Origin of the sequence: Paenibacillus sp. FSL H8-0457 (genome assembly GCF_038051935.1) — a bacterium.
Classification (GTDB): Bacteria; Bacillota; Bacilli; order Paenibacillales; family Paenibacillaceae; genus Paenibacillus_AQ; species Paenibacillus_AQ lautus_A.
In genome coordinates, this window is sequence record NZ_CP150293.1 from 6136663 (window position 1) to 6160880 (window position 24218).

Annotated in this window: 24 protein-coding genes, 1 riboswitch and 1 other annotated feature; of the genes, 7 read left to right on the forward strand and 17 right to left on the reverse strand. The window is 51.1% G+C overall.

Annotation, left to right across the window (positions count from 1 at the left end; all coding sequences use genetic code 11):
• Window positions 1-3: 3 nt before the first annotated feature.
• From MHI43_RS27590 to MHI43_RS27610, 5 genes are all read right to left on the reverse strand, one after another.
• On the reverse strand, window positions 4-672 hold the full coding sequence (locus MHI43_RS27590; protein ID WP_036665063.1) for a methionine ABC transporter permease: 669 nt from the start codon (window positions 670-672) through the stop codon (window positions 4-6).
• Window positions 672-1688 carry a methionine ABC transporter ATP-binding protein gene (locus MHI43_RS27595; RefSeq protein ID WP_036665061.1) on the reverse strand — a complete coding sequence of 339 codons (1017 nt, stop codon included), beginning with the start codon at window positions 1686-1688 and terminating at the stop codon, window positions 672-674. The genes MHI43_RS27590 and MHI43_RS27595 overlap by 1 nt, the downstream gene beginning before the upstream one ends.
• Window positions 1689-1795: 107 nt before the next feature.
• A riboswitch (SAM riboswitch) is annotated at window positions 1796-1942 on the reverse strand.
• 121 nt (window positions 1943-2063) lie between these two features.
• Window positions 2064-2783, reverse strand: coding sequence for a Cthe_2314 family HEPN domain-containing protein (locus MHI43_RS27600; protein WP_036665060.1), 720 nt, complete (start codon window positions 2781-2783; stop codon window positions 2064-2066).
• Between the two features lie 440 nt (window positions 2784-3223).
• On the reverse strand, window positions 3224-4198 hold the full coding sequence (locus MHI43_RS27605) for a heme A synthase (protein ID WP_036665058.1): 975 nt from the start codon (window positions 4196-4198) through the stop codon (window positions 3224-3226).
• A 249-nt stretch (window positions 4199-4447) separates the two neighbouring features.
• A complete protein-coding gene (locus MHI43_RS27610) occupies window positions 4448-4792 on the reverse strand; it encodes a thioredoxin family protein (protein ID WP_009592843.1) in 345 nt (114 codons plus the stop codon).
• 87 nt (window positions 4793-4879) lie between these two features.
• On the opposite strand from MHI43_RS27610, the gene MHI43_RS27615 reads away from it, so the two are divergent.
• Window positions 4880-6307 (forward strand): DUF2515 family protein, encoded by a 1428-nt coding sequence (locus tag MHI43_RS27615; RefSeq protein WP_036665055.1) that lies wholly within the window; start codon window positions 4880-4882, stop codon window positions 6305-6307.
• An 81-nt stretch (window positions 6308-6388) separates the two neighbouring features.
• On the opposite strand, the gene MHI43_RS27620 is transcribed toward MHI43_RS27615, so the two are convergent.
• Genes MHI43_RS27620 through MHI43_RS27630 form a run of 3 tightly spaced genes read right to left on the reverse strand, consistent with a single transcriptional unit; the run spans window position 6389 to window position 9303 of the window.
• Window positions 6389-8014 (reverse strand): polysaccharide biosynthesis protein, encoded by a 1626-nt coding sequence (locus MHI43_RS27620; protein WP_015737423.1) that lies wholly within the window; start codon window positions 8012-8014, stop codon window positions 6389-6391.
• 55 nt (window positions 8015-8069) lie between these two features.
• A complete protein-coding gene (locus MHI43_RS27625; protein ID WP_009592909.1) occupies window positions 8070-8549 on the reverse strand; it encodes a DUF456 family protein in 480 nt (159 codons plus the stop codon).
• A gap of 7 nt (window positions 8550-8556) precedes the next feature.
• Complete coding sequence (locus MHI43_RS27630) at window positions 8557-9303, reverse strand: Cof-type HAD-IIB family hydrolase (protein ID WP_015737425.1); 747 nt, start codon at window positions 9301-9303, stop codon at window positions 8557-8559.
• Window positions 9304-9563: 260 nt separating this feature from the next.
• Here MHI43_RS27630 and MHI43_RS27635 point away from each other — a divergent pair, with 260 nt between their 5' ends.
• Window positions 9564-10025, forward strand: a complete 462-nt coding sequence (locus MHI43_RS27635) for an SRPBCC family protein (RefSeq protein WP_015737426.1) — start codon at window positions 9564-9566, stop codon at window positions 10023-10025.
• A 49-nt stretch (window positions 10026-10074) separates the two neighbouring features.
• Here MHI43_RS27635 and MHI43_RS27640 read toward each other — a convergent pair whose 3' ends face one another.
• The 3 genes from MHI43_RS27640 to MHI43_RS27650 form a co-directional block, all read right to left on the reverse strand.
• Window positions 10075-12129: a penicillin-binding transpeptidase domain-containing protein gene (locus MHI43_RS27640; RefSeq protein ID WP_015737427.1), complete on the reverse strand. Its 2055-nt coding sequence runs from the start codon at window positions 12127-12129 to the stop codon at window positions 10075-10077.
• A gap of 135 nt (window positions 12130-12264) precedes the next feature.
• On the reverse strand, window positions 12265-13413 hold the full coding sequence (locus MHI43_RS27645) for a transglutaminase domain-containing protein (RefSeq protein ID WP_085982515.1): 1149 nt from the start codon (window positions 13411-13413) through the stop codon (window positions 12265-12267).
• Between the two features lie 105 nt (window positions 13414-13518).
• Complete coding sequence (locus MHI43_RS27650) at window positions 13519-13965, reverse strand: hypothetical protein (RefSeq protein ID WP_009592905.1); 447 nt, start codon at window positions 13963-13965, stop codon at window positions 13519-13521.
• A gap of 182 nt (window positions 13966-14147) precedes the next feature.
• On the opposite strand from MHI43_RS27650, the gene MHI43_RS27655 reads away from it, so the two are divergent.
• Both MHI43_RS27655 and MHI43_RS27660 read left to right on the forward strand, forming a co-directional pair.
• Window positions 14148-15320, forward strand: coding sequence for an MFS transporter (locus MHI43_RS27655; protein ID WP_015737429.1), 1173 nt, complete (start codon window positions 14148-14150; stop codon window positions 15318-15320).
• Window positions 15321-15734: 414 nt separating this feature from the next.
• Window positions 15735-16082, forward strand: coding sequence for a toprim domain-containing protein (locus MHI43_RS27660; RefSeq protein WP_009592860.1), 348 nt, complete (start codon window positions 15735-15737; stop codon window positions 16080-16082).
• A 123-nt stretch (window positions 16083-16205) separates the two neighbouring features.
• Here MHI43_RS27660 and MHI43_RS27665 read toward each other — a convergent pair whose 3' ends face one another.
• The 3 genes from MHI43_RS27665 to MHI43_RS27675 all read right to left on the reverse strand — a co-directional run bounded on the left by MHI43_RS27665 (window position 16206) and on the right by MHI43_RS27675 (window position 18345).
• On the reverse strand, window positions 16206-16823 hold the full coding sequence (locus tag MHI43_RS27665) for an SCO family protein (protein ID WP_015737430.1): 618 nt from the start codon (window positions 16821-16823) through the stop codon (window positions 16206-16208).
• 80 nt (window positions 16824-16903) lie between these two features.
• The gene (gene cyoE / locus MHI43_RS27670; RefSeq protein ID WP_009592896.1) at window positions 16904-17842 is read right to left on the reverse strand and encodes a heme o synthase; all 939 of its coding nucleotides are present in this window, start codon (window positions 17840-17842) and stop codon (window positions 16904-16906) included.
• Between the two features lie 284 nt (window positions 17843-18126).
• Window positions 18127-18345 (reverse strand): alpha/beta-type small acid-soluble spore protein, encoded by a 219-nt coding sequence (locus tag MHI43_RS27675; RefSeq protein ID WP_015737431.1) that lies wholly within the window; start codon window positions 18343-18345, stop codon window positions 18127-18129.
• A 121-nt stretch (window positions 18346-18466) separates the two neighbouring features.
• On the opposite strand from MHI43_RS27675, the gene MHI43_RS27680 reads away from it, so the two are divergent.
• Window positions 18467-18634 (forward strand): hypothetical protein, encoded by a 168-nt coding sequence (locus MHI43_RS27680; RefSeq protein ID WP_009592873.1) that lies wholly within the window; start codon window positions 18467-18469, stop codon window positions 18632-18634.
• An 11-nt stretch (window positions 18635-18645) separates the two neighbouring features.
• Here MHI43_RS27680 and trpS read toward each other — a convergent pair whose 3' ends face one another.
• Entirely contained in the window at window positions 18646-19632 is a 987-nt protein-coding gene (gene trpS / locus MHI43_RS27685) for a tryptophan--tRNA ligase (protein WP_015737432.1), read from the reverse strand.
• 90 nt (window positions 19633-19722) lie between these two features.
• Window positions 19723-19964, reverse strand: a binding site (T-box leader).
• Window positions 19965-20142: 178 nt separating this feature from the next.
• On the opposite strand from trpS, the gene MHI43_RS27690 reads away from it, so the two are divergent.
• Entirely contained in the window at window positions 20143-21132 is a 990-nt protein-coding gene (locus tag MHI43_RS27690; protein WP_015737433.1) for an aldose 1-epimerase, read from the forward strand.
• A gap of 208 nt (window positions 21133-21340) precedes the next feature.
• Window positions 21341-21562 carry an alpha/beta-type small acid-soluble spore protein gene (locus MHI43_RS27695; RefSeq protein ID WP_006212633.1) on the forward strand — a complete coding sequence of 74 codons (222 nt, stop codon included), beginning with the start codon at window positions 21341-21343 and terminating at the stop codon, window positions 21560-21562.
• A 93-nt stretch (window positions 21563-21655) separates the two neighbouring features.
• On the opposite strand, the gene MHI43_RS27700 is transcribed toward MHI43_RS27695, so the two are convergent.
• Together MHI43_RS27700 and MHI43_RS27705 are read right to left on the reverse strand one after the other, a co-directional pair.
• On the reverse strand, window positions 21656-22060 hold the full coding sequence (locus MHI43_RS27700; RefSeq protein WP_009591435.1) for a hypothetical protein: 405 nt from the start codon (window positions 22058-22060) through the stop codon (window positions 21656-21658).
• A 293-nt stretch (window positions 22061-22353) separates the two neighbouring features.
• On the reverse strand, window positions 22354-24147 hold the full coding sequence (locus MHI43_RS27705) for a M3 family oligoendopeptidase (protein WP_015737434.1): 1794 nt from the start codon (window positions 24145-24147) through the stop codon (window positions 22354-22356).
• Window positions 24148-24218: the final 71 nt, after the last annotated feature.

The following is a 24218-nucleotide window of genomic DNA, read 5'->3' on the forward strand; positions in this document are numbered from 1 at the left end:
CCGTTATTTTCTTGTAAAATACCGCACCAGACGATCTCCTGCCATCTGCAGCAGCTGGACAAGGACAATCATCAGCACGACAGCCAGAATCATGATCTCGGTCTCATAACGGTAATAGCCATACTTAATGGCCAAATCCCCTAAACCGCCGCCCCCGACTTGACCGGACATCGCGGTGTAAGATACCAGGGTTACAATCGTGATGGTCATCCCGGCCAGCAGACCCGGACGCGCCTCCGGAAGGAGCACCCTCCATACGATTTGGCTTGTCGAAGAGCCCATGGCATGAGCCGCCTCAATCACGCCTTTATCCACTTCATTCAAAGCCGTTTCTACGAGCCTTGCGAAGAATGGAGCAGCGCCGATCACGAGCGGCGGAATGGTGCCCAGTACCCCGTACGAAACTCCTACGATCGACTTCGTAATCGGGATCATCGCCACGATCAGGATGATGAACGGAACCGAGCGCAGAATGTTTACAATGAACGACAGAATCGTGTAGCCGAAGCGTACCAACCCGGACGTGGACCTTGCGGCCATGTAGAGCAATACGCCGACAGGCAGTCCGATGATGAAGCTGAACAAGGCCGAAGCTCCCAGCATCCGCAGGGTATCCAATGTTGCCGTCCATATCTCTTTCCAGTCGATCTGGGTAAAATCAAGTCCGAACATCAATGAATCACCTCCACGTCTAGTCCTTGTTCAAGCAGCTTCCGGATCGTATCTTCAATCGCGCGCTCTTCCCCTTCGAAACGGACGATGAGCTGGCCGTACGGCGTATCTTTGATCGTAGAGATCGTACCCTGCAGAATCGCAAAATTCACGCCTGTCTCATGAACGGTATGGGACAGGATCGATTCGTACGTTTTCGACCCTAGGAACGTGATTTGAACCGCTCTTGAAGGGCCGTTTACCTGACCCTGCATAGCCAGCCGCAGCGCTTCGCCGTTGTCCATCTCCTGGCGGATGAATTCCTGCGTCACTTCATGCTTCGGCTTCAGGAACACTTCCGCTACCGGTCCTTGCTCTACGATGCCGCCCTGATGAATAACGGCGACCCGGTCGCAAATGCTCTGGATTACATGCATCTCATGGGTAATCAGTACGATCGTCAGATGAAACTTTTTGTTAATGTCCAGCAGCAGGCGCAGAATCGAATCCGTCGTCTGCGGGTCAAGGGCCGAAGTGGCCTCGTCGCACAGCAGCACTTCGGGATCGCTCGCGAGCGCCCTGGCGATGCCTACCCGCTGCTTCTGGCCCCCTGACAGCTGGGACGGGTATTTGTCGCGATGCGCCTCCAAGCCGACCAAAGCCAGCAGCTCGGATACTTTGCGCTCCAGTTCGGCCTTCGGCGTCTTGATCAGACGCAGCGGAAACGCAATGTTATCGTACACCGTCGCGGAAGACAGCAGGTTAAAGTGCTGAAAGATCATGCCGATTCTACGTCGCTCCGCCTGAAGCTGCTTCTTGCCGAGCGACGTCAAATTTTTGCCGTTCACCCACACCTCGCCCGAGGTGGGACGCTCCAGTAAATTGATGCAGCGGATCAATGTACTTTTCCCTGCACCGGAGTGTCCGATCACTCCGAAAATTTCTCCTTTTTCAATCGACAAATCCAATTCGGACAACGCAGTTGTTAATGACCCGGCTTTTCCGTACTGCTTCGTCAATTGCTTGAGCTCAATCAATCCGATAATCCTCCTTTTTCCTTAGCTTCATATCTATTTACCCAAAAGAAAAGAGCCTCTTTTTGTAGAATCAAAAAGGGCCCTCTTTACGTAAAAGTCAACGCCTTTTCTCATCTGTCAAAGCTGAAGGTATTCCATAGCTTTGAAGGAATTAGCACCATGTCACTCCAAGCGTCATCGCATTAAGCAATGGTACGCAAGAAGTCGGTTGCCGGGCTTCATCGGGCCTGTCCCTCCGCCTCTCTCGATAAGAAAACATCGATATGAAATTTTTCCGATTAAATTGATCTGATTTGATAACATTTAATGAATGCAATAGTTAGTATAGATTCTTTTCAGGCTTTTGTCAAAAGGAATTTCATGGCGATTTTGTGCCTAAGCCCGCACTCCATTTTCAGTCCACAGCTTGTTCGTATATTTATACGAGGCGGCCAGGCTGCGGCATACCATATCGATGCCCTGTTGGAGATCGTCCAGGTGCTTGTCGATATCCTCAAGCTCGATTTTGTCGGACAGCCCTTGATGGCGCTGCCACAAATCATCCTGCATCTCGGAGTTCATGTAGTGAATTTCAGCGTTGCGCCTTTTCCTGAGCGCGTTCAGCGGTGCTTTGTAGCGATCCTTGATCGCTTCCAGCTCTTCAGCCAGCTCACCGTGGGCCTTCAAAAATCTGAACTGCCGCAGGACCGTAAAATAAGAAAAATGCGCCTTAACCTTGGAGGTATGCAAATCAAACAAATCGTTCAGCACCGTGCCCAGCTTGTCAAGGATCGAGAATACGCGAATGAAGCCGTTTTTGTAAAAATACACATAGCGTTGATATTCCCCTTGCTCCTGAATCGACATATCATCGATGTAACCCGATTTAACCGATTGACTGAAATGCTTGGCCGCATTCCAGCTCTGCTCCAGCTCATCCAGGGAGACGATCAGTCCCCGGGTCCAAATCTCCAGCTTGCGAAAATCATGCGTCGGATCTTGATTTTTATCCATTTCCTTCTGCAGCAGCCGGGTTGTCTTCACCATCGATTCGATGGCTTCCTCAAGCAGGCGGTTGTTCTGCCGGGGCTGTTCCCCAAGTAACATTCGAAGCATGGCGGTACCCCCTCGCGTCATCAGATTAACCTTGGTTCTTGATCTCGATTTTGCCAATACCAATATAGTCATTTCAGCGCTCAGCGGCCGTCTTCACCGCGATATCCTCGCGCGGGGGCAACTCATCCGGATCGCCATCAGGCCCTTCGGCATCCCATGACTGTCAGATGACCCAGCATCCGCTGCCCGCCAATCTGGGTTCGTCCTGTTAGGATGCCCCCGAAACGGGAAGACAACTCCATAGCATGGAGCGACTTGCGATTTCTCCGGTGTTATTAAATATAAACAAATTCGTTGCCTTATCAAACCTTTTCGATACGGCTGCTGGAAGCTCCATTCATTTCTATACAACAAAGCCCTCGAACTCCGGTCCGGGGACTTTGCATGCATGTATGCTATAGAATATTGGATTTTCTTTACGGAATGATCGGCGTTCTTCCTTATACGATCTTTTTGCGGGGCACGTCGTGGCCCTTCCGTATTTCGGCTTCAAGCGGCTTGCTGAGCTGCCATACCCGGACGCTTAAATAACAGAGTACGCCGAACAGCGCCGAGATCAGCAGCGTATGCCCCAGTGCGGAGAATACGTAAACTTCCTCGTTATGCATCGTAGCCATAATGAGAGCGCCGCTGAACACCTGCAGCAGGCACAGCACGGTTGCCGAAATGCCCAGCATCTGGATTTCACGGTTATCGCGATTGCGCCAATATGCAAAATGCCCCATCACCGCCACCACGATCAGCAGCAGAAGCGCGGCCACGCGGTGCATAAAGGCGATGCCGACCCCTCCGCTCAGCTCCGGTATCACTTCTCCGTTACACAACGGCCAGCCGGAGCAGCCTTCCCGGGAATCGGTATGGCTGACGAATGCACCGATATACACCACGATGTAGCTGTACAACGTTGTGCCCCAGACCAAATTGCGGAAGCCCTTGCCCACCCGCGGCAAACGCTCCAGGTCAGCGGGCTCCTTCGCTTGTTCGATTCGGCGCATGCCCAAAGCCAGCATGACCGAACTGGCAAAAGCAATCAGCGAGAAGCCAAAATGCAGCGCCATGATCGCAGCCGACTGAGGTTTAACCACCGCGAGGGCCCCCATGATGGCTTGTACCACGACGAATATCGAGGTTCCGATGACGTAAGCCATCAAATCCCGGCGGTCCCGCTTGTACTTCCAGAACGCGATCAGCGAAGCCAAGGCGGCCAAGCCGGCCATTCCGCTTACGGCCCGGTGGGAATACTCGATCATCGAGGACACCGTGTAAGCGGGAACAAATTTACCGTTGCACAGCGGCCACTCTTGGCCGCAGCCAAGCCCCGACCCCGTCTTTGTCACAACCATGCCCCCGAAAGTCGCGCAGAACATAATTAAGCATGTTATGTAACTCAGCCACTTTAATTGTTTATCGTTCACTTATCTCACCTGCTGCTCATAATCATTCACTATTCAAAACCTATACAGGATCGCATCATATACAGTCCACATTTCATTATACCTGATTCTGCAGCCCCGGTCACTTGAGCGATTGTGACAAAATGTTCAAAAATGAACAAAACCTTCATGCTCAAGGTACTTGACTCCGCAATTCCCCCATAATATCCAATGCTAAAAACAACACCGCCGCCCGTTATAGCTCAAAGGCGGCGGTGCTATCGTCACTGCTCACTTGTGAATCGTACCGTATACGTCCACGGCACGCTGCAGGAAATCTTCAATCTCCTCGCGCGATTTGCGGAGTTTGTTAACGTAGCGAACCAGCTCGCGTCCGTCAGAGTATGCAACAAAGCTAGGGATGCCCAGAATATTTTGCTGCTGACTCACGTCACCGACAGCATCGACGTCAACTTCCACCAGAGTCAATTGGTTGGAGAACTTCGTCTCAACCTCCGGCATGAATGGATCGATAAACTTGCAATCGCCGCACCAGTCCGCTTTAAATACGGCAACGGTCAGTCGTGGAGACTGGATTGCAACCTGAAATTCTGCTTCTGAAGTGATTTTTTCCATTGATTATCTCCCCTTTACGTCGAATTCCTTCCCCCCTAGTGAATCAAATTGTTGAGTGGAAGTCAAATTTTAGAGCATACTGACTGTATGAGGTTCACGGTCTGGAATTATCATCAGAAAGTGCAGGTGACAACCGGCATGCACTCGCACGGAGCCAAGGACAAACCAAATCGGGGCAGGAATTACGAGTCATGGACGGCCGCCATTCCGCAGGCCCTGGCAGAATCGTGGTCGGGTATGATGGCAGCTTGGCGATATTCCTTAAAGCTTCGGACAAACAGGCATGAATTGCAGTGGGATCCTACAGCCGTTAGGGCCATTCGCAGGCAGCTCAAGAACATTCTCTCCTCCCATCCCTATCTGCCGCAGGGCATTTCTTCGTTTCTCCCTCTGCAAGAAGGTCACAGCGATATTCGCGGTCATGAACCGGACCTGCAGCCAACGGATGAGGAGCAAGAGCTGGTTCATCGCATTCAGGAGGCCGCTGCCGTCGCCAATCGAAGCAACGTGACCCGAACAGAGGCCTATTTGGACTGTTACGAGTCGCATCCGGAGCTGCATTGGGCCTTGCTCGCCCATATGGTATCACGCAATGCCGGATGGAATATGAGCGATCTGAAGGGCGGGCTGATGTCGGATCTCATCGCCCCCCCATTCCAAAACCATCTGTACAGTTTCCTGGAGCGCTGCAATGCGCTGATTTTTCAGGATGCCTATCCGCAGCTGCTTCTCTATATGCACAGTCGAAAAATAGGAAAGCCCTTATTCCATTTGCTCCCCCGCTTCCATGTTTCATCGTTCATGACGCCGTTCTGGGAACGGTTCTGGCACGACCAAGGCAGTTCGCTGCTTACGGTCGCCCTCATCATTAATGAACAGAACTATATTGAGGGGCGCGTGGCAAGACATCCTTTTTACCGTCAGCATATTTTGCAGGATCCCCTCTTCCGGGTGCATGAGCTGTCTCGGTTGAATCAAATCGTGTTCCCGCTGGGTCAAAGCCATCAGACAAGCACAGACTCTGCCGATTATCCCGTTTCCCCTACCCGGCCGCTGGCCGGACTCACCATCCCCAAGTTTGACGACCTGTCCATCCGGATCAAGGCAGGCCGCTCGCTGTACGCTTTACTGTTCGGTTACGAGGATATCTACCATGCCGTGCTGGCATTCGCTCGTTCCACCAAGCATCAGGGCTCGCGCGCTGAATATTGGCCGGCGTTATTTACGCCGACGCGGGATCAAGCCATGAATCACGGCCACGAGGGGCTTGAGCTTATCCAATCGGAATGGCTGCCGGACGGCCGTCGTCTGTATAGCCCCCGTCTCGAGGAGATCTGGCAGGATGAACCCCCGGAACCGATTCCCCGGTACGACTGGTATCAGGGCCACGCGATGTTTAAGCATATTCGCAAACCGAAACCGCCGATGTTGCCGGATATCACCCACGCCCATCGGGCCGTTCTGGAGAAAACCTCCATCGCCCATGACGTATCCGATCCGTTCCACCGGCAATAAAAGAAGACCATTCCGATACGGCCGGAATGGTCTCTTCTCTAACGGATGAATGAATAGATGTGCTGTTCTTGAATCATAGGTTTATCCCCGTTCCCGCATACGCGCAGGCTGCAGTCTCATCAGCGGACGGAATACCTTCTGCAAAGGACGCGGGTAACTGCTAAGCTCCGATTGCCGCAGTACGCCAAACACCACCAGCAGCACAAGATATATAATGACTACGGCTACGCCTACAACCAGACAGGTCAGCAGGAATGCCAAACGTGCCGGCATGACATCGACCATCTGAATACCCGCCAGATTCAGGCCGTAACCGATCCCTCCTGCGGCAGCAACCGTTAGTATGAAGCCCATCCAGCGTTTGCCCAGGATCGAGAAGGATACAATCGCCTTGATCGATCTGACGTTCAGCATCGTAATGACAAGGAAACAGAGAGCCGTGCTCCCGATGATGCCGTAAATGCCAAACAACGGAGCAAGCAGGAAGCTGGCAACAAGCTTGACCGCTATCCCGATCATCACGTGAACCATCGAGAGCTTGGCCTTGCCGATTCCAAGAAGAATGGAGTTCGTTGTCATCATCGTGATCTGAAAAATCGTACCGAATGTCAGGAACCCGATGATCCCGCTTCCGCCGAGGGAACTAAACAGCAATCCGTTGATGGAATAGGATGCAACGCAGAGCGCAATCACCATCGGCATACCCGTCAATATGGCAACTCGCATGGCCAGCGATACTTGCTGTTCCAAATGTTCCTGATCTTTCCTCGCAAAAGCGGCAGAGATGATCGGAATGAGCGAGGTGCTGAGGGCAATGGCTAGAATCGGCGGAATGCCCGCTACGCTTTGCGCTCGGTTTCCTAATACCGCGAGGGCTGCAGTAGCCTCTCCCAGACCAACCTGCCCGATCAACAGCGGCTTCACAATGGAGCTGTCAATGAAGTTGACCGCCGGAACAGCCAGGGAAGACAGCACAATCGGTATAGACAGCGTGAATATATCCCGGTATATCCCGCCAAGCGGAATCGAGCGGTCCGCCGCCGGCATTTTGAGCTCACGATCGTTTCGGCGAAGCTTCACCGTAAAATACAGCATGACCGCAAATGCCCCGATACTGCCGAGGACGCCCCCGAAGGAGGCACCTGCCGCGATCCAGGTATCGTCATATCCCAAACGCAGCAGCACATAGGCCAAGCCGATCGCTGTCAGAACCCGTGCAATCTGCTCGATAATTTGCGATATGCCGCCAGCCGTCATATTATTGCGCCCTTGGAAGTATCCCCGCATCATGGCGATGGCCGGAAACAGCAGCAGCGCCGGAGCGAGCGCTTGAATGGCAGCGGCGGCCTCCGGCTGCTTGGCTATATGAGTGGCATAAAAAGGAGCTCCGAAGTAAAGGAGCAGCGTCATGACAACGCCCGCTGCCCCGGCAAAAATAAGCGCAGCATGATAGACGCGCCGAGCCTCCGCAGGCTTGTTCAAAGCATGGCGCTCCGATACCATTTTACTGAGCGTGCTGGGAATGCCGGCCGTTGCTACCGTTAACAGCATTAGATATACGTTATTGGCGATCGTAAACGAGGCATCCCCGATATCATTCAGCATATGCTCCAGCGGCACCCGCTGAGCAAGGCCCAGCACCCGGGCTACCAGCGCAGCAGCGGCCAAGATGATGGTGCCTTTAATAAATGACTCTTTCTTAGACAAAACCGTACCCTTCTTTCTCCTCCAAAGCGCCTCTTACAGCGATTGCTATGCTCTATTAGAAAATCCAGATGAAGAAAATGATGATCATCGCAAGCTGCAATATAATCTTCACCACAATGCTGCTAAACAATCCAACTACCGATCCGAAGCCAACCTTCATGGATTTGCTTGCTCCCGAGCCTGCCAGCATTTCACCCAAAAATGCGCCGAGGAACGGTCCGATAATCAACCCGAAGGCCGGTATCACGAACGGTCCGATAATAAGTCCGATCGTGCTGCCCCAGATCGAGGCTTTGGAACCGCCGAGCTTCTTGACTCCCCAGGCATTAACCGCATAATCGGCAATGAAGAGCACCACCAGAATGATGGTCTGGATAATCCAGAACCATGCATTGTAATGCTCGAATGTAAAGAACCAGCCGTAAACGAACAACGCCAGGTAAATGGCGACAACCCCCGGCAGAATAGGGTATATCGCTCCGGCCATCCCAATGATAAACAGAGCGATGACGATAATCCAGCCCAATACGTCCATCAACATCTCACCCTTCGATCAAAATATGATCCCTGATGACTTCGACGATGCCGTCCTCATTGTTGCTGGAAACCACAAGATCCGCCTCATCCTTCACGGTCTGCTGGGCATTGCCCATGGCCACGCCGAGGCCGGCCTGCTGGATGACGGCCAGGTCGTTCAGGCTGTCTCCTACGGCTACAACCTCGGACATGCTGATACCGAGCAGCTCGCACACCTGTCCGATCCCGGTTGCTTTGTTGACGCCCTGCGGATTGATTTCCAGGTTGTCCGGCGAAGAGTTCGTGATCTCCAGTCCGCCCATATCCTGCAGTCGCATCATGATATTGTGGCGTACCTCATGATCATTCGTGTTATATCCGAATTTCAGCCACTCCTGATTCGCGACATCGTCGGTCCAGTTCTCAGAGTTATACAATCTATCTACTGAATACGCCCAGAACCACGATCCGGTTTCAACCGCGAGTGCATGCATTTGTTCCACGAGCTTGCTGTCGAGCAGCGCGCGGCGATGCAATTCATACGGCGCACGCCATACTTCGCCGCCGTTCACCGTTACCATCGGCGTCGTCAGTTCAAGCTGCTTGGCATACGGATAAGCATCCTGAAACGGCCGGCCCGTCGAGAGGCAGACGTGAATGCCGTGCCGCACCGCCTCCTTGATCCACTTCACCGTTTCCTCGGATACTTCATGGTCGTCCTGAAGCAGCGTACCGTCCATATCCAGTGCCAACAACCGATATTTATGTTTCATGGTATTAACCCCCTTACGAATCAAAGCAAACATAACGACATTTTACCACAAAAGGCCGGGCGTCAAAACATTCCCCTGAATGAGCAGCCCCTCGATGCATGCCAAACCAGGCAGAACCCGGCCTGACGCAAGATTTCCTCGAGGGTGCTCGAACAAACGACAAGCCCCTTGAAATAAATAAGCAATGTAAAAGAAAGAATACTCATTACGGTATGCTAGGATGAGTATGAAGACAACCCCGAAAGGAGTTATGCACCCCAATGACCAAGCTCAATCAGAATCCCGTCGTCACGGCAGAGATGTTGATTCGTAGACCCGTTTCAGAAGTTTTCGAGGCTTTCATCGACCCTGATATCACAACCAAGTTCTGGTTTACCAAAAGCAGCGGCAGACTTGAGAAGGGCCGGCATATCCGCTGGGATTGGGAAATGTATGGCGTGTTTGATGACTTGTATGTGCACGATATCGAGGAGAACCGCCGCATCGCCATCGAATCTTCCGATCAAACCAGGACCGAGTGGATATTCACCCCGCGGGGCGAACATGAGACCTTCGTTGCCATTACCCATTCCGGATTTACAGGAAATGATGATGAGATGTTGCATGGGGCCATTGATTCCATGGGAGGATACACCATGGTGCTCTGCGGCCTCAAAGCGCTGCTGGAGTTTGGCGTTGTTCTGAATCTCGTGGCGGACAAGGCCCCGGACGCCCATGTATGACAAAAAAACGGCAGCCAACCCTGCAGGGCTATTGGCTGCCGTTTGTCGATTATTCGTTCGTACTGCCGTCCTCATTCTCACCCTCGGTTTTTTTAGGGTGCGGCGTACCGTCCAGTCCGTAAATCTCGTCATAAGCGTCGAAAATTTTACGTGCAACCGGCGCGGCACTCTGAGAACCGAAGCCTGCTTCCGGAATGACTACGGCAACGGCCAGTTTCGGGTTTTGTCGCGGTGCAAAGGCGATGAACACCCCGTTTTCCACCCGGATCCGAGTGCCGTTTTTATAAATATCCTGCTCGGATGTTCCTGTTTTCCGCGCAAAATCATATTTGAAATCCTCGAAAGCCCGAAGTCCCTGCGTGTTCATCCCTGCAATGACTTCATTCCAGTACTGCTGCGGGAATTCCTCTTTATTCAATACTTCGCGCTTGAACTCCTTGATCACATTGCCGTCCTGATCCACAATCTTGCTGGCGAGCTGCGGACGGATGCGTTCTCCCCGATTGGCAAGCGTGCTGGCATACTGCGCCAATTGGAGCGTCGTATATTTGCCCGACTGTCCGAAGGAGGCGTACGCCATGGCAGCCAAATAACTTCCCGCCTGCTCGATGTTGGTATATTCGATGATGCCTTTATGCTCCTTTGGCAGACCGGATTCGGTGGATACCCCAAGCCCGAATTTCTTCATGTATCTATCCCATACCTCAACGGATTCGGAGCCATACTTGTTGTACAGCTTTTCCCCGATCCAATCAACCATAAAGGCATTGGAGGAATGCTCGATCGCTTTTCTTGCGTTCAGGGACCCGTAGGCTTTACCGCCGGAGTTCCGAACCCTCGTATTATCCTTACCGAAGAATGCCGCGCCGCCGTCATAATAGTAATCGTTCGGCCCGAACAAGTTTTCGTTAAGCCCGATCAGCACCGACAAAGGTTTCATCGTCGAGCCAAGCAGCACGACCGATTCCAGATTGTTGCCGGAGCGCCCGGAACTGTACGGAGAGATCGTACCGTTACCGTAATACTTCATGACGGATTCCCAATCGTCGGTTCCATTCTCCCATACATTGGGGTCATAATCTGGCATACTGGCCATGGCGACAATGTTGCCGGTATCCACTTCCATCGCTACCGCATAACCCGTGAGCGCATTCGGATGCGTTTTGCCGGAAACCGGATTGGCGTGCAGCCATTTCAGCTGATCGATGATCGCCTGCTGCGTAGCTTTTTGGATATCCTTATGAATCGTCGTATGGATGTTGTAACCCTTCTCCGGGGCAATCATGGTCGGTACCCCGTCCGCCATGTTCTGCGGATTAATCGGAATGCCGATATATCCGTTCTTGCCGCGCAGCTCATCTTGGAACATCATTTCGAGTCCGTCTACGCCGACCTTCTCCTGCTCCGTGTAGATGAGTCCCGGATCCTTTTGCTTCTTGTTCTGCTCATCAATCTCTTTATATTTGTCCAGTGTCTTAATGCCGCGGAACTCTTTCAAATATCCAATCGTTTGAACGGCGATTTTGTCCGGGTTGTATTGACGCTGGCTCTCTTCCACGACCTCGACTCCGGGATACTCGTTCTTATGCTCCATAAAGTAAGCCACTTCTTTAGTCGAGAGATCCGCTTTGATGCGTCTCGGCTCATAACCCGGCTGCTTGTTAAATTCCAGGTCCATCGCTTTGATTACATCATCCACCGTTAATTTCTCTGCTTTCGGATCACCGTATTGATCGAAGACCCTGACCATTTCCTCGGCCAGCTTTTCGATTTCCGGACGGTTCTTCTTCCCTCGTTCGGATGAACTGTAATCCTTTAACAGCGTTAAATACAGGGCTTGGGAGGGTGTCGAGTAGGCAATCGGCGTTCCGGAAGCATCGATGATGCTGCCCCGAATCGGCTGAAGCGGGAAATTTTTAACCTGCCCGCCGGTTTCGAGCTCTTTCAGCTCAGGACCTTCCACGAACTGCAGTATGGCAAGACGTATAATAATGACGCAGAATATAATAAACGTGCTGAAAAAAAATAGATTAACCCGCAAGTTAAACTGACTGCCGGCATCTTGTTCTTCTTGTTTGCGCTTGTCCGGCCTAAACCCTTTCACGTAAGCTTCTCCCCTTTATCCACAATCACATAAACCCATATTAACATAAACGCCCCCCCACTTCATCTGAAGGCACATCGGATAGGCAAGGGCGGACTTCCTTGCTAGAAAGCCGCCCCTGCCTCTATCACTCTATTAAAATACCTGCTCTTTAATATGCGTCTCATTAAATCGCGGCGGATTAAACCAGTTGCCGCTCTGTGCCCAGGTCGGGTCAAGAGGGATCCAGCGCTTCTCTTCGCTCAAGTAGACTTCATTCCATGCGTGCGGACCATAACCGCCTTGTCCGTTATATCCCCTGCCGGTAACCACTCTGACTTTAAGATCCTGCGACCTCGCCATCATGGCATACAACCGGGCGTAATCAATGCATACCCCTAACCTCGTATCGTAGGTATTCTGCGGCGTCTGCTCTTTCCATATCCGCTGCTCTTCATACAGCGTCACTTTGTCGTGGTCGTATGCGATCCGGCTGCCTACCCAATCATAAAGCTTTCGCGCTTTCTCTTCATCGGTTGATGCCCCCTTCACGACATGGGCAGCCGTCTGCTCGATGCCCTCGGGGATTTGATGGTCGATGACCTCGTACTTTCGCTGAATGATCCCATTCAATTCTTCCTGAACCGACTGGGTAAACACCGGCAGCTTTTCCTTGACGAGAGAACCCGACAAGGGCTCGATCACAGCCCGCGCCCCCTGCTGATAAACCGGAGAAGCCTCGACATACCGGCTGAAGCCGTGATCAGGATTCAGACTGACGAAGATGAATAAGATAGCAATCACAATAATGCTCCGCGCTGCGCCCATGACGACGCCGATTCCGGCACCGGTCAGCCGGCTCAGCAGCGATGCCGAGGTTTCTTTTTTCGTTCCGAAGAGTCCCAGCCCGCCTCCCATGATCAGGGAAACCAGCAGCCGCAGCATAAACACGATAACGGCATAACTCAGCATAAAGAGGACCGCAAACCGAAGCAGCGGGAAATCCGCCAGCGATTTTACGGCCGTATAATAAATCTGCTCCCAGAAGCGCAGCTCCCGATTCGGTAAACCGGAGACCGTGCCCAGCCAATCGCCTGCCTTAGGCGACAGCCATAATGTAAAAGGAACGGAGATCGCAAGCCCGACCAGGCGAAGCACCGCGTCCCCCAGAAAAAAAACAAGCTTCCCGGCTGAGCGGGAGGCTCCGCGACTCCATCCCTGAATGAGTGAAAAAGCCACAATCAGCAGCAGCAAGATGGTGATTCCGTTCCCATCCAGCACACTTTCCTTCCATGCCGACATCAAACGGTATCCCCTCCTATCCCATGATGTCTTGTCAACGGACGTAAGCTTAACCGCTCATGGACATGCTGCCAGCTTACATCCGCATCCGATTGCGTTCATCATTTGTTATTTCGATGCCGAATTGCTCTTGGCATCATCGATAAAGCTCTGAATCGTATCGTTGATGTCCCACTTCCCTACCGAAACACCGCGGAAGGTGACTTCCACCTCTTTCGAACCGGCGCTTCCTTTCAACTCGAGATTGGGCGCTTTAATGGAGTACGTGCCGTCTCCATTCGAAGTATATTGTGCTTCCTTCGCTTCCTTCATCATCATGTTCAGCGCTTCTTTTTTTATCGTATCCACCGTCTCTTCCTTGACCGTGGTTACAACCTCGCCGATTTTGTCCAGGGAAATTCCGCTGTACACCAACAATCCCCCGATGATGAGCACGGCAAGTGCCCACTTAATGACGGTTCTCACCACGTTCAGCACGATAAACAAGATGATTAAGGCGATGGCGATGACCAGCCAATTTTGTTTAAGAAATTCAATCCAGACCTGAGTATCCAATTCGTTTTCACTCCCGTCAATCGTTTCAAAAGCGGCGGTTTATGGCCGTCTTGTTAATTATACATGATACCCCGCAAAGCTGTCAGCCAACCGGGTCTTTTCACAAAAAGGTCTAAGCTTGACCTTTCGTACGTACAAGTAGTAGTACCATATCAACTTTAGCCGGATAGGAGGGTGCCATATTGAAAACCGCTTTATGGCTCTATATGTTTTTGTTTCTGGCGTTTTTTGATTTGCATGCTCAGTATCCTGTACTGACGCCCTTTGCCATTTCACTTGGAGCAGCCCCTACGTTTATCGGCTGGATGATGGGCATTTATGCTCTAACCCATCTGCCCGGCAACCTGCTTGCGGGCAGTCTGATCGATCGTCACGGCAGCAGACGCTACATTATTTTCAGCCTAACCGCCGCCGGTATCATTCTGCTTCTTCAGGCCCATGTCCAATTGCCCTGGCAGCTGCTCGTGCTCCGCTCGATCAGCGGCTTCGTGCTGGCCTTTCTGTCACCGGCCTGCCTGGCGCTGCTGGCGTCGCTCTCCCGGGATCCCGTTACGCAGGGCAAATATATGTCCGGTCATGGCGTGATCCACACCCTTGCCTCTGTCTTGTCGCCGGCTGCAGGAGCTTTCATCGTCGCCAATGCGGGATTTTCCGGCACATTCCAGAGTCTGGGCTGGCTTTTGATTTTCACAGGCTTGATGGCGTTTCTCAGTCTCCCGAAGCCGATGTCGGCCGCTGCTAAACATAAGGATCAGCAGGCTGAACCGATCAACAACGAGAAGCCGGCACGGCTTCCGTTTAGCTTGCGCTTATATTTGATTCCTTTTGCGATCGCTTGCTCTCAGGGAATCCTGTTCTTTGAAATACCGCTTCGGGAAAGCGGGCTGGCAAGCATTATGTCCACCGGGCTTCTCTTCTCCGTCATTAGCCTTGGAGCCCTGGTCACGCTAAGCATGCTGTTCCTCAACCGTTATGCGCCTCATATCAGGGTGACCATCGGCGTATTCGGGCTGGCCATATGCTTCTACGCCCTCGCTGCAGCAGACCATGTACCGATTATGATTATCCTGTTTACGCTCGGACTTGCCAAAGGTTTGCTATTCCCGGCTTTATCCTCTTTGTTCATTCAGCTCAGCGGCGGAGGCAGGCTTGGCAAAGTGTTCTCATTTCAGTCCATCGCCATGTCGCTGGGATCCTTTGTCGGCCCGATCGCGGCTGGACAACTGCGCACGGTGATATCCCCTTATTTTGTTGCGTTTCTTATGCTGATGACGGTCCTGCTGCTGCTCCCCAAACGCAATCGTGAAGCACCTTTGACAGCCATCTCGCCCGAAACCCCAATCTCAACCGTCTGATGAATTTGTACCATGCTAAAAACAGCGCCCAAATCAACGCGGATGGGCCAATACACAGTCCATATGGGTAAACCCACATAAGATACAGTGTGGCAAATGACCACGAACATTTAACCAAGGGGTGAAGTAATCATGAGTCATGTTCATCATAAACATTGCCATGGGGGCCATGGAAATTCCGTAGGAATGATTCTTGTATTGTACATTCTGCTCGTCATCATTCTGAGCTGTTTCTAACTAGAATACATGGATTAATCTTATTGCGGCCATCCACTGGATGGCCGTTTATTATGCCTCCTTTTGCATGATCGGCAGAAAACAAGTTACACTATACCTACATCATTCGACGGCAGATCAACATTTCCCGGGGAATGCTGCCAAGGATCTCCGTATCATGACAGAGGTGATAAAAAGATGCCGATATTTCTTATTGTAGAGGGCAAGAACGACCGGAGCCGGCTGCGTCGGCTGCTGACTTCGGATATAACCATCCTGTGCACATTCGGAACGTTAAACACCGCCAAGCTTGAGAGTCTGCATAAACAGGTGAAGGATCAAGAGGTGTACCTTTTTATGGATAACGACAGCTCCGGCAAAAAAATTCGCGGGGCTCTGCGCGACGTCTTTCCAGATGCCGAACAAATCTATACCCGCCGGGGATATGCCGGCGTTGAAGGAACTCCCGACGAATACTTGATTGCCCAGCTGGAGAAGGCAGGGCTGGAGGAATTCATCATCTACCCGCCCCCTGACGTATTTTGATGAACCGTGTCTATTGTCAAGGATCACAAGAGCATCTTGAATGGCTTCAATTTTCGCTATTTAAATAAAAAAGGCGTCCTCCATCTTTAACGATAGAGCGCGCCTTTTGGTTTTACCTGCAATTTATTCCTTAATCAAAGCCTTGATGTCCTTCACGATATCCTCGGTCTTCACTTCGGATGGATCCGCAGCATTATAGGTCTTCCGGATATTATTGTCCCGGTCCACCAAGGCAATGGAATTGCCATGCGTGAAATTCGTCGAATTGTTGCCCAGCAGCGGAATTTTGAAAGACTCCTGCATCAGCTTCCGCGTTTCCTCCTGGTCTCCACGCAGGAAGTACCAGCCGCTGTAATCGGCATAGAATCGGTCTCCGAACTCCTTAATCTTCTCTTTCGTATCGGTCTCCGGATCAAAGGAGATGGACACAAAGTTAACTTCTTTACCGAATAAACCTTCTTTTTTCAAGTCCTCCTGGATCTGAGACAGAACCAGCGTCGTAATCGGGCACACATCCGGGCAGCTGGTGAAATAGAAGTACATAAGCTTCACCTTGCCTTTGGTATCCTCCGACGTGATCGTTTTCCCATCTACATTCTCCATGGAATAGGCAGCAACCTCACGAACGATCGGAAACTTCTCCTTTCCGAATCCAAGCGAGTTGTATACCAGGTAGATGGCTGCTATTACGCATATAGCGAGCAGTACCCAAGTCCATTTGTAACGTTTGAATGCATTCATGACCTTCCCCGTTCTCCCTTCGTCTCAGGCAATCCCTGTTCTATCAGGTTTTAGTGTATCGCTAAAAGCCCAGCCACCTGTTAAAAGGTGGTATTGAGTATGAGAACGATCAGGCTCAAGGTCAAGTAGTTGATGGAGATAATGAATACTTTTTTGGACCAAGCTTCATCGTCCTTGGCACGGAAACCTTGGAGTGCGGCGTAGAGCCACCAAATAGCCAGAAGGAGTCCGATGACCAGAAAGAATATACCGGCATATCCGTATGCATACATCAGGATGGGGATCGGTATGAGAAGCACCAGGTAAGGAATCATCTGATACTTCGTGCGTTTAATTCCTTTGACAACCGGCAACAAAGGGAATCCCGCTGCACGGTATTCTTCCACCCGGCGAATGCCCAGCGCCCAGAAATGCGGCGGCTGCCAGAGAAACAGCAGGGCGAAGAGCAGGACGGCTGCCATATCTACGCTTCCGGTTACGGCCACATAGCCGATTACCGGAGGCATGGCACCGGAGATCGCTCCGACCGACGTGCTCCATGTAGAAGAACGTTTAAGCCAGAGAGTGTACACCACAACGTAAACGAACATTCCGACGGCTCCGAATAGGCCTGCCAGCACGCCTGAGAACAGGAACAGCACGGCTAGTCCCACGACCCCCAGAATGACGGCATACCAAAGAACAACCTTGGGTGTCAAACGCCCGGTTGGAAGGGAGCGATTCCGGGTACGCTCCATCTTCATGTCGAGCTCCCGGTCGAAATAGTTATTGAAAACACAGGACGAAGCCATGACAAGCACAGTTCCGAGAAGTGTCATAATCATCAATCCAAATTGGATATCCCAACGCGATGCCAGCCAAAATCCGGCAAAAGCCGCTATCAAATTTGACCGGATGATTCCGGGTTTCGTCACCGTGATAAAATCTTTCCAAGTCCCCGCCTTATCGGGAGGTGCAGGCGCTGCCGAGGCCAGTGCTGCGGATTCTGAAGGAGCCTGGTATCTCAAGTGATTATCCACGTGTTAACGTTCCTCCTTGTATCTGTCGTTATGGAGGAAGTACTGCCTCCGCTATAAAGTTTATCATATCATTAGTAAAAAGTGTTTAGCAATCCTTCGGAATTCATTCCATCTATATGACAATTCAGTGACATTTGGAAGGGATATCACCTTGACGTTTCGCCGTTGTTTAAGGCACAATTTGTCTATGTAGCAGGATGCCTGTCGGGCCCCTGATATGAATACAAAGCCCGGAGCGCTGACATAGCGCTCCGGGCTTCCATACTCACGTTATGAGAGAGAAATTACAGCGTGCGGCCAGACCCCGAAAGAGCCTGTTCAGCTTGCTGTACCAAACGTTTAGTAATGTATCCGCCCAGGGATCCTGTTTCACGGGAAGTATAGTTACCATAGTAACCGTCCTGAGGAATCGTTACGCCTAGTTCTTGAGCAGCCTCGAGTTTCAAACGTTGTAATGCTGCAGTAGCTTGAGGTACAACCAAATTGTTGCTGCGACGTGCCATATTAAAAATCTCCCTTCACTGAATGTCTGTTTTCCAGTGCAAGCTTGCAAACTTATTATGGCTCCTTCTTGCAACGTTATACGTATTTTTAAAATTTTAATCTTTGGAGGTTTTTTTCATAATGAGTAAAGGCTTATCCCTATGGTTTGCGGTCTCTTCCATCGTCCTGTTGACCGCCTCCGCCATATCCATCAGCTACAACGGATTTCTGGCCGTCGGTCTGGCGCTGCTCTCCATCCTCAACATAGGCTGGGGATTCATTATTAAATCCAAGCGCAAGCCTTCCTAGAAGACCCTTGTTTATTTAGGAGCCAGAAATCCCATCTTGTCCTTCACGCCATCGAGTATTTGGGCAGCGGTCTTCTGCGCCTGCTCGGCTCCCTTGGCGAGAATGTCATGAATTTCACCGGTTTGGCGAATTTCGTGGTATCTGTTCTGAAGCGGCTCCAGAGCGGCTACGACAACTTCGCCAAGCTCCTTCTTGAATGCCCCGTACATCTTTCCTTCGAAACGAGACTGCACTTCCTGCAAAGACACCCCAGCACACTCCGAATAGATGCTCATCAGATTGCTCACCTCAGGCTTAGCGGAAGGATCATACACCACTTCGGCTCCGGAGTCGGTTGTAGCCCGGCTGATTTTCTTGCGAATTTGATCCGGCGTATCCAGCATCGCGATATAACTGCCCTCAACCGGATTGCTCTTGCTCATCTTTTTGGAGGCGTCGTCCAGCGACATGATTCGCGCACCGACTTCAGGGATGAACGGCTCCGGAATATTGAAATACGGACCGAACCGATGATTGAAGCGTGCAGCCAAATCGCGCGTGATTTCCAAATGCTGCTTCTGGTCGTCTCCCACCGGCACAAGATTTGCATTATACAGCAAAATGTCTGCGGCCATGAGCGCAGGATAAACGAACAAGCCGGCCCCAACCGATTCCTTGCCTTCCGATTTGTCCTTGAACTGGGTCATCCGTTCCAGCTCGCCCATATTCACCAGGGTGGTCATGATCCATCCCAGCTCGGCGTGTTGAGGAACATGGGACTGCAAAAAGATATTGGCGCGGTTCGGGTCGATTCCGGCGGCAACGTACAGGGCCGCGACCGATTCCGAGCGATCCCGCAGCGAGCTAGGCTCCTGCGGTACCGTTATTGCGTGCAGATCGACCACCATAAAATAACAGTCATGCTCGTTTTGCAGCTTCACAAAATTTTTAATGGCTCCGATGTAGTTGCCGAGCGTTAGATTACCGCTTGGCTGAATTCCCGATAATACGGTTTTCATGACTAGCCCTCCATTTATTTATATTGTCATTTAATCCAAGTCTGCCCCGTCCTGCGGGAGCATATAGGAACGCAAAAAAGCCTCACATCCGCAAGGGACGTGAGACCGTGGTGCCACCCTTATTCGCTGCAAGCATCATCCTACGCAGGCTGCAGCCTTCCATTCTTGTAACGGAGAATACCCGGCCGGCATATTAAGGAATAACAGCATTATCCCGTTCAGCCCGGCACTCGAAGGGCCATTCAGCAAAGCGGATCCGCCGGTTCGCATCAACCACCGGCTTTCTGAAGGATGGGCCGCACCTGCTTACTTGTCCTTGTCATCGTGTTTCAATCATCATGGATCACTATTACATGCAATGATAAAACTCTTGCTCTGCCTTGTCAATTCCAATTTGGAATCAAGATGTCCGGGCCTATTTGAAGCATTTCTTTTACCCTTTCCACAAAAATCTGTTATGATGTGGTTAATCGTCCAGACCATGATTTCTGTTAGTAAAGGAGCATCGATATGAATCAAGTGACCAAAGGCCAGTGGAATGGTTACGACACCTATATTTTAAACAGCGGCCGTCTTGAAGTGACTCTCCTTCCTCGTCTAGGTAATAACGTCATTGGGATTAAAGACAATGAAAACTCACGCGAAATCCTCCGAAAACCAGATGAAAGCGAGCTTGCATTCTATCTACAGAAGCCTTACCACTTCGGCATTCCGATGCTCATACCGCCAGGCCGGATTTCCAAGGGCCATTTCGAATATGGCGGAACGTCGTATCAATTTGACCAAAATACCGCGAACGACAATCATATCCACGGCCTCCACCGATCACAGGCTTGGTGTGTCAGCGACATAGAGGAGGAGGATGACGGCTGCGCCGTTTCGACCGAGTTCATCTCATCGGATGATCCGAAATGGATTGCCCAATTTCCTGTGCCGCTGAAGCTGGAGATGACCTTCCGTCTTCAGGGGACACGCTTAACGCAGAGCCTTCGCGTAACGAATCTTGGCGCTAGCCCCATTCCGTTCGGCATGGGTTACCATACGTGGTTCCTGCTGGACGGCGAACCGCATCGCTGGACGCTGGATCTGCCAGTTGAAGGCATTTATACTTTGAATAACGAACTGATCCCGACCGGCGATCTTTCACCTCTCGGCCATTTGGAACAACTGAATTCGGGACTAAACCTGAAGGATGCCGACCTGGATACGATATTAAAGATCCCTGAGGGCAAACCTGCCGAGGCCTTGCTGAAGCGGGACGATGGTTACCAAATTCATTATTCGGCAGACCGTGCCTTCTTCAAGCATTGGGTGCTCTATACCAAAGGTGTTGCCGAGCAGTTCCTCTGCATCGAACCGTACACCTGGCTTCCCAACGCACCCAATTTGAATCTCCCGAACGAAGAAACCGGGCTGATTCATTTGGAACCGGGACAGACCGTGAATCTGACGACCAAGATCAGCATTCAGAATACGTCACCGGAGGCAGAGCAAGACTAAGCCAGTGTCTCCATTGACACATAACATCCTCATATACTTAACTTTTCAGCAAGAGCAGCCCTTTGAATATCAAAGGGCTGCTTTTATTTGATCTATGAACAATGCCTACGGGTAATTTTACCAGCAGACGATCTGCCTCCTGCACGAATGAGATCCCTATCAATCAGGTCATAATATCCTCATACAACACCAAAGGAGGTGACATGACATGGCTCAAGGTCGTTCTTCTAACAATCTTGTCGTACCTCAAGCAACTGCAGCTCTTCAACAATTGAAGATGGAAGCTGCTCAAGAACTGGGCGTAACGATTCCACAAGACGGTTACTACGGAAACTATACTTCCCGTGAAACCGGTTCTTTGGGAGGTTACATCACCAAACGTCTGGTACAATTGGCTGAGCAGCAATTATCGGGTCGTTCGAACCTGTAATTAGCATCTCTTCCCTCCAGCCGTAAATAGAAAGAGGCGATCTTCTCCCCAAAGATCGCCTCTTTCGTTATATGTTCTATATAATAAATGATTTCAGGATTCCGAAGCAGCTTCGGCATATGTATTACGAGGGTACCGTATCATCAAGTTGGCCATGTTATAGTTGGATTCAAGCACAGCATCCACAACGACGATGCCTTGTCGTACCATGAATTCATAACTGATTTCGCCATGTGTCCAATGGCGTTTATGTTTCAGACTTTCAAGCGCCATCGAACGAAAAGAGAATTGTTGAGCCTCACTTAGCCCCTCCTCTTGCGGAGCTATGATCCCGTTACGCCCAGACAATGGATTATGCCGTATGCCAAATTTACCAATTACATTGTTTCGTATTTGTACAAAAACCGTCCCCGAGCTTAGACCTCCCAACTCTTCTTCCAGCTCTTTAAACACGATGTCCAGCTGCCTAGCCAGTGATAATTGATCTAGTTTTACCATCCCTTCTCCCCTCCTTTATTAGTAAATCTTCCCTATTATTAGGGCTTATGACTCATTATAGGGGATAGAAATCATTGGATCAACAATATTCAACACATTTGGGTATTTATTACTAAAATTGCACAAATATTTTAGTTTTCCGCTCCTTTATTGCGTCAACTTTCTTTCTTTTACGACAAAAAAAGAAGCCCCGAAGGAGCTTCTTTCGAATATGGGAGTAAATCTGCAGTCGGAGATCAAACGCCATAACAGAAACTGCATTTTTAACTGTTTTTTCGAGGATAACCAACAATTTATGCTAAATGCTCTGTCATTTGTAAGAACTGCTTAATATCGCTTACGCAGGAGTCCGCCGCGCTTTGCCAGAAGTCGCGCTGGGTCAGATCTACATTCAGATGTTTCTTTGCCAGGTTCTCCACGGACATTACGCCTGTGTCTCGAAGCAAAGCATCATATTTGTCCGCAAAGGTCGGACCTTCTTCCAATGCCCGAACATAGAGGCCCGTACTGAACATATAACCGAAGGTATACGGGAAGTTATAGAACGGGGTGCCCGTGATATAGAAATGAAGCTTGGATGCCCAGAAATGCGGATGGTACGATGTCAGGGCATCACAGTATGCTTCCTTCTGTGCCTCCACCATCAAATCGGAGATCTCCTCGCTGCTCAGCAGACCGTTCTTCCGCTTGTCATAGAAGCGGGTTTCGAACAAGAAACGTGCATGAATGTTCATAAAGAAGGCCACGCTGTTCTGAATTTTCTCTTCCAACAGAGCCAGCTTCTCCTCTTCGCTGCCTGCCCCCTTCACCATCGCATCAAAAACAATCATCTCGGCGAAGGTGGATGCCGTCTCGGCGACATTCATCGCATACTTTTGGTTAAGCACCGGAATTCCGCCCATCAGATGCTGATGATAGGCATGACCCAGCTCATGAGCCAGGGTCGAGACGTTCGAGGCCGTTCCGCCAAACGTCATGAAAATCCGCGTCTGGCCGCTTGCCGGGAAGGAGGTGCAGAAACCGCCAGGTCGCTTCCCGGATCGGTCCTCGACCTCAATCCAGCTCTTGTCGAACGCCATCTGCGAAAAATCAGCCAATCTCGGGCTAAACTTACGGAATTGCTCCACGATGTTAACAGCGGCATCGTCATACGAGATCTTGGTTGCCGAAGTACGGAGCGGAGCATCCACATCGGTCCAGGACAACCCGTCCAGACCGAGCAGCTTCGCTTTGCGGTTCAGGTACTCCACAAGCACCGACTTCGTATCCTGGATGACGGCCCACATCGTGTCCAACGTCTCGCGGCTCATCCGGCCAATCGCCAGCGGTTCTTTCAGGACATCGTTCCAGCCGCGGTTCTCGTACAGTTTCAGGCGGTAGCCGGATAGATGGTTCAAGGTATCCGCGCAGTAATCAGCGGAATCTCCCCAAGCCTTCTCCCACTTCTCAAACATGGATTGGCGCACTTCCCGGCGTGGATCATGCATTTTATTGAATGCTTGCCCTGCCGACAGCATGACCGTCTCTCCGTCTTCCTCATACGGAATTTGGATTTTCTTCACGATGGTGTCGTAGAACTCCCCCCATCCGTGATAACCGTCTACCCCCAGCGACAGAGCCAGGCTTTCCAGCTCGGGACTCATCTTATCCTTCGCGAGATTGCGGCTTTCGTTCAGGACGAATTCCAGCTCGGACACCTTATCCGTACCGGTCCATGCGGTCCAGAGCTCATCGTTCATTCCGCGAAGCACGTTATCGAACTGGTTCTTCACCGACTGCAGGGCCGCAGACATCGTAGTTACCCGCCCGGACAATTGTACCGCCTTCTTGTCATTCACGTTCTGTGCCGTCAGGCAGCCTACGAAGGCAGAAACCTCGCGGATCCTTGCATAGGCGCTCTGGAACTGCTCAAGGAAGCGCTCCAGACTGGATGCGCTCTCGATGGTCTCTGGAACAGCCAATGCCTTGACGTCTTGCTGAAGTTGATGTACATCCTGCTCCAAAGCCTCAATAAAGCTCCCGAGCTGCGGCGAGGAGGAGCCTCCTGGAAATATCGATTCCAAATCCCAAGTTTGTTGAAGTGCCATCGAACATTCATCACCTTTCGAGATAAAATATGAATTCAAACGGAATACCATTTGTGTGGACTTAGGGAAAA

Excerpts from the sequence above, each read along its gene's own strand:
- MHI43_RS27590 (WP_036665063.1), bottom strand. The coding sequence starts at position 672 with ATGTTCGGACTTGATTTTACCCAGATCGACTGGAAAGAGATATGGACG.
- MHI43_RS27600 (WP_036665060.1), bottom strand. The coding sequence starts at position 2,783 with ATGCTTCGAATGTTACTTGGGGAACAGCCCCGGCAGAACAACCGCCTG.
- MHI43_RS27610 (WP_009592843.1), bottom strand. The coding sequence starts at position 4,792 with ATGGAAAAAATCACTTCAGAAGCAGAATTTCAGGTTGCAATCCAGTCT.
- MHI43_RS27615 (WP_036665055.1), top strand. The coding sequence starts at position 4,880 with ATGAGGTTCACGGTCTGGAATTATCATCAGAAAGTGCAGGTGACAACC.
- MHI43_RS27625 (WP_009592909.1), bottom strand. The coding sequence starts at position 8,549 with ATGGACGTATTGGGCTGGATTATCGTCATCGCTCTGTTTATCATTGGG.
- MHI43_RS27630 (WP_015737425.1), bottom strand. The coding sequence starts at position 9,303 with ATGAAACATAAATATCGGTTGTTGGCACTGGATATGGACGGTACGCTG.
- MHI43_RS27635 (WP_015737426.1), top strand. The coding sequence starts at position 9,564 with ATGACCAAGCTCAATCAGAATCCCGTCGTCACGGCAGAGATGTTGATT.
- MHI43_RS27660 (WP_009592860.1), top strand. The coding sequence starts at position 15,735 with ATGCCGATATTTCTTATTGTAGAGGGCAAGAACGACCGGAGCCGGCTG.
- MHI43_RS27665 (WP_015737430.1), bottom strand. The coding sequence starts at position 16,823 with ATGAATGCATTCAAACGTTACAAATGGACTTGGGTACTGCTCGCTATA.
- MHI43_RS27675 (WP_015737431.1), bottom strand. The coding sequence starts at position 18,345 with ATGGCACGTCGCAGCAACAATTTGGTTGTACCTCAAGCTACTGCAGCA.
- MHI43_RS27680 (WP_009592873.1), top strand. The coding sequence starts at position 18,467 with ATGAGTAAAGGCTTATCCCTATGGTTTGCGGTCTCTTCCATCGTCCTG.
- trpS (WP_015737432.1), bottom strand. The coding sequence starts at position 19,632 with ATGAAAACCGTATTATCGGGAATTCAGCCAAGCGGTAATCTAACGCTC.
- MHI43_RS27690 (WP_015737433.1), top strand. The coding sequence starts at position 20,143 with ATGAATCAAGTGACCAAAGGCCAGTGGAATGGTTACGACACCTATATT.
- MHI43_RS27695 (WP_006212633.1), top strand. The coding sequence starts at position 21,341 with ATGGCTCAAGGTCGTTCTTCTAACAATCTTGTCGTACCTCAAGCAACT.
- MHI43_RS27700 (WP_009591435.1), bottom strand. The coding sequence starts at position 22,060 with ATGGTAAAACTAGATCAATTATCACTGGCTAGGCAGCTGGACATCGTG.
- MHI43_RS27705 (WP_015737434.1), bottom strand. The coding sequence starts at position 24,147 with ATGGCACTTCAACAAACTTGGGATTTGGAATCGATATTTCCAGGAGGC.